Origin of the sequence: Bradyrhizobium sp. (assembly GCF_004799445.1) — a bacterium.
Lineage (GTDB): Bacteria > Pseudomonadota > Alphaproteobacteria > Rhizobiales > Xanthobacteraceae > Bradyrhizobium.
In genome coordinates, this window is the sequence record NZ_SSNA01000119.1 from 1 (window position 1) to 4,108 (window position 4,108).

General features: G+C 65.0%; 3 protein-coding genes and 1 pseudogene. All 4 read right to left on the minus strand.

Going from position 1 to position 4,108, the window contains the following annotated elements; genetic code table 11:
• The coding region (locus tag E8A46_RS16120; protein WP_291562549.1) for an enoyl-CoA hydratase-related protein at nucleotides 1–336 on the minus strand (336 nt) is incomplete at its 3' end.
• A gap of 105 nt (nucleotides 337–441) precedes the next feature.
• Entirely contained in the window at nucleotides 442–2,553 is a 2,112-nt protein-coding gene (locus E8A46_RS16125; protein ID WP_291562552.1) for a molybdopterin oxidoreductase family protein, read from the minus strand.
• An 83-nt stretch (nucleotides 2,554–2,636) separates the two neighbouring features.
• Nucleotides 2,637–3,395, minus strand: a complete 759-nt coding sequence (locus E8A46_RS16130) for a 3-oxoacyl-ACP reductase family protein (protein WP_291562555.1) — start codon at nucleotides 3,393–3,395, stop codon at nucleotides 2,637–2,639.
• Nucleotides 3,396–3,518: 123 nt separating this feature from the next.
• A pseudogene (locus E8A46_RS16135) lies at nucleotides 3,519–4,108 on the minus strand (MmgE/PrpD family protein); the annotation flags it as partial.

Sequence of the window (4,108 nt, forward strand, 5' to 3'; positions counted from 1 at the left end):
GCCGCCGGCCATGCAGACGCCGCCGACCCGCGCGATCGCCGGCTTGGTGGCGTTCTGCGACAGCCTTAGCAGGTCGGCGTAGTCGACATTCGGCTTGGCAAAATCGCGCGCGAAGGCGCCGCCGGTGTTCTGCAAATCGGCGCCGGCACAAAACGCCTTGTCGCCCGCCCCGGTCAGCACGATCACGCGCACGTCTTTGTCGTCGTGGGCGGTGCGATAGCCAAGGGCGATGCCGGCGATGACCTCGCCATTGATGGCGTTGCGCTTCTCCGGCCGGTTGATGGTGATCCAGAGCGCCTGTCCGCGCTTTTCAAGAATGACGCTGTTGTTGATCATGGTCCTGCTCGCCTCTTTACCGTCATTGCGAGCGCAGCGAAGCAATTCATAGTGCAATGACGACTCGGACAATAGAGCATGATCGGCAACAGTGGGAATCGGTTTCTAGGGTATCGGAATCGCCGCCGGCGCGGCCTTCTTCGCCCAGACCTTGTTGTCGTGGAATGCGGCGCCGCCGAAGGGGGCTACGGACTCGGCGCCGGTGAGCATATTGATGCCGCGGCCGCCGATATGCGCCTTGTTCGGATGCACCGATTCCGCGATCAGCACACCGCGGCGCACGCCATCGAACAATTTGGCGGTCAGCGTGGTCTCGCCGCGCAGGTTGCCAAGCGTGACGGCGTCGCCGTCGGCGATATCGAGCGAAGCGGCATCGTCGGGATGCATCATCACGCTCGGCGCGCCCTCGCGCGCCTGCGATGAAGGCGTCTCGTTGAAGGTGGTGTTGAGGAAGCTGCGCGACGGGCTGGTGGCAAGCCGGAACGGATGGGCCTCATCCGCCTCCTCGATCGCCGTCCAGTGATCGGGCAGCGAGGGCATCGTGTCCCACGCGCCCATCAAGCCGGCATTGCCGAGCGGCACATGGGCCCAGTCGGCCTTGAAATGGAATTTGCCGTCGGCATGCGCGAAGCCGTCGAGATAATGCGAGGTGCGGAAATCCGGCTGCAGATCGCGCCACAGATCGGCCTCCAGCTCGGCGATGCCGCCATGTCCGCTCCTTCGAAGCGTGGCGTCGATCAACTCGCGCGGCGACATTTCGAACGCGGGATGCGCGGCCTTGAGGCGCCTTGCGAGCCCGCGCAGCACCTCGTGGTTGGAGCGGCATTCGCCGGGCGGCTCGATCAGCCTGGCGCCGACCGAAATGTGCTGGTGGCCGCCGCCGTAATAGAGATCGTTGTGCTCCATGAACATCGTGGCCGGCAGAACGACGTCGGCCATCTGCGCGGTCTCGGTCATGAACTGCTCATGCACCGCCACGAACAGGTCGGGGCGCGCAAAGCCCTGGCGCACCAGGGCCTGCTCCGGCGCCACGGTCATCGGATTGGTATTCTGAATCAGCATCGCCTTGACCGGCGGCCCGTCCTTCAGCGCCGCCGCGTCACCGGTCAGGATGCGCCCGATCTTGGATTGGTCGAGCTGCCGCGTCCTGGGATCGATCGCGTCATGGCCCTCGATCAGGGATTCGTCGAATTTCCAGATCGCGTAATTGTTGAAGAACGCGCCGCCGCCCTCGTACTGCCAGGCGCCGGTCACGGCCGGAATGCACAGCGCGGCGTGCATCTGCGCCGCGCCGTTACGGCTGCGGGTAAAACCATAGCCGAGCCGGAAGAACGTGCGCTTCGTCCCGCCGACCGCGCGGGCAAAGGCTTCGATCTCCGCGACCGGCACGCCGGTGATCGCCGACGCCCATTCCGGCGTGCGGGTTTGAAGATGCGCCTCGAACTCGGCCGGACAGTCGGTGTAGCGCGCGAGATAGTCGCGGTCGGCAAAGCCTTCGCGGAACAGCACATGCATGACGCCGCAGGCGAACGCGCCGTCGGTGCCCGGCCGCAGGATGATCTTGATGTCGGCCTGCTTCATGGTGTCGTTGTTGTAGACATCGACGGCTGCGATCCTGGCGCCGCGCTCCTTTCGGGCGCGCATCGCATGCGTCATCACGTTGACCTGGGTGTTCACCGGGTTGGTGCCCCAGATCACGACCAGGTCGGAGACGCCCATCTCGCGCGGATCGACGCCGGCGACCTTGCCGGTGCCGGCGGCAAATCCCACCCGCGCGATGGTCGAGCAGATCGTGGAGTAGAAGCGGGAATATTTCTTCACATGGGCGAGACGGTTGATGCCGTCGCGCATCACGAGCCCCATGGTGCCGGCATAGTAATAGGGCCACACCGATTGGGCGCCGAACTCGCGCTCGGCCGCGTTGAACCGTCCCGCGATCTCGTCCAGCGCGTCGTCCCAGGTGATCCGCGCAAACTTGCCCGAGCCCTTCGGGCCGACGCGGAACATCGGATAGGTCAGCCGATCCGGATGGTGAATGCGCTCGGCGTAGCGCGCGACCTTGGCGCAGATCACACCCGCGGTATAGGTTTGCAGCTTGGAACCGCGCACCCGGCCGATGCTGGTGTTGTCGATCACCTCGACATCCAGCGCGCAGGCCGACGGACAATCGTGCGGACAGGTGGAATGCCGGATATCGATCTTGGCGTGCTGGTTCACGGCCTAATGGTTAACATCAAAAGCCGGCTGGGCCAGCGTAATTATCCGGCATCCGGGTGCGTAAATAGCCAGCGAGCCATGCATTATGCGCCGAGATAGGCCCCGCCATTGCTGTGGATCGCCTGCCCGTTGATGTAGCGGGCGGCGGGCCCGCACAGGAACCGCACCGCCGCCGCGACGTCCTCGGGGCGGCCGCGCTCGCCGGTGATGGTCTGATGGATCAGATGATGCGCGGGCTCCGGCGTGTTCTTCGGGCGCGGCGTGCCGATCAGGCCCGGAACCACGCAATTGACGGTGATGCCATCCGAAGCGAGGTCATGGGCCAGCGCCCGGGTGAAGCCGACGATCCCGGCCTTGGCGGTCACTACATGGGCGCGGTCCCGGGCGCCGGTATGGGCGCTCAGGCCGCCGATATTGACGATGGTTCCCGCGCCGCTCTTCTTCAGGTGCGGAAGGCAGGCCTTCACGCAATGAAATGCGCCGTCGAGAGTGACGTTCATGACCTCGCGCCACTCGGCGTAGCTCATCTCGGCGAACGGCTTCTCCCGGCGCAGTGCCGCGTTGTTGACGAGAATATCGAGCCGGCCGAAATGGCTGACCGCCCTATCCACCATCGCCTGCACCTGGCCTGCGTCGGCGACATCGCCGATATGCACCACCGCCTTGTGGCCCGCGGCCTCGATCTCGCGCGCCACGGCGTCCGCCTCGGCGCGGTTGCTGCGCGCATTGACCAGTATGGAGGCGCCGCCGTCAGCCAAAGCCAGCGCGATCGCCCGGCCGATATTACGCCCCGCGCCGGTGACGATGGCGACCTTGCCCTCGAGTTCGTTGCTTCCGCTCACATCCTGCTCCCCTGCCCGTCATCGTCCGCGAAGGCGGACGATCCAGTAAACACCGACGTCCGCGATTCACCCATCGTATAGCGATTACTGGATGCCCCCTTTCGCGGGGCATGACGATAGTGGCTATGCACGTAACGACGTTAAATCGATCTTCCCGTCATATAGTCCGGCCAGCAGTTTCAACGCCGTATCGCCCTGCGCCTTGCTCCAGCCGCCATGCGCGACATTGAGCGCGAATTTGTCGGTCACGTCCTGGCGCGTCAGCGGCTCCTGGGCGCCGCCGCGCAAATAGGGCTGGCGTTCCTCGACGACGCTGCCGTCCTTCAGGGTTGCGCGGACATGACCGGTATAGTTGTTCGGGTAGGGATTATCCGGGTCGATCACGAATTTTACTTTGGCCGCCAGCGCGAGCACTTTGGCGTCACCGATCGCTGCCTCGGTAAATGCGCCGAGCCCAACGCCGCCTTTGACAAAACCGGTCGCCAAGAGATACGGCACGGCGAACTTGGCGGCATAACCGTTGCGCGGGCGCTGTTTGTCGGCCAGTGGCTCCCACAATCGATGGACGGTGCCCTCCGCCACCTCGCAGACGATTTCCTCGACGTCTTCGGCGGCAACGCCGCGCGCGGCCAGCCGCCGGGCGCAATCGATGTAGGGCTGCGCCATCGTCCCGCAAGGATAAGGCTTGAACGCCAGCGTATCGGTGACCCAGC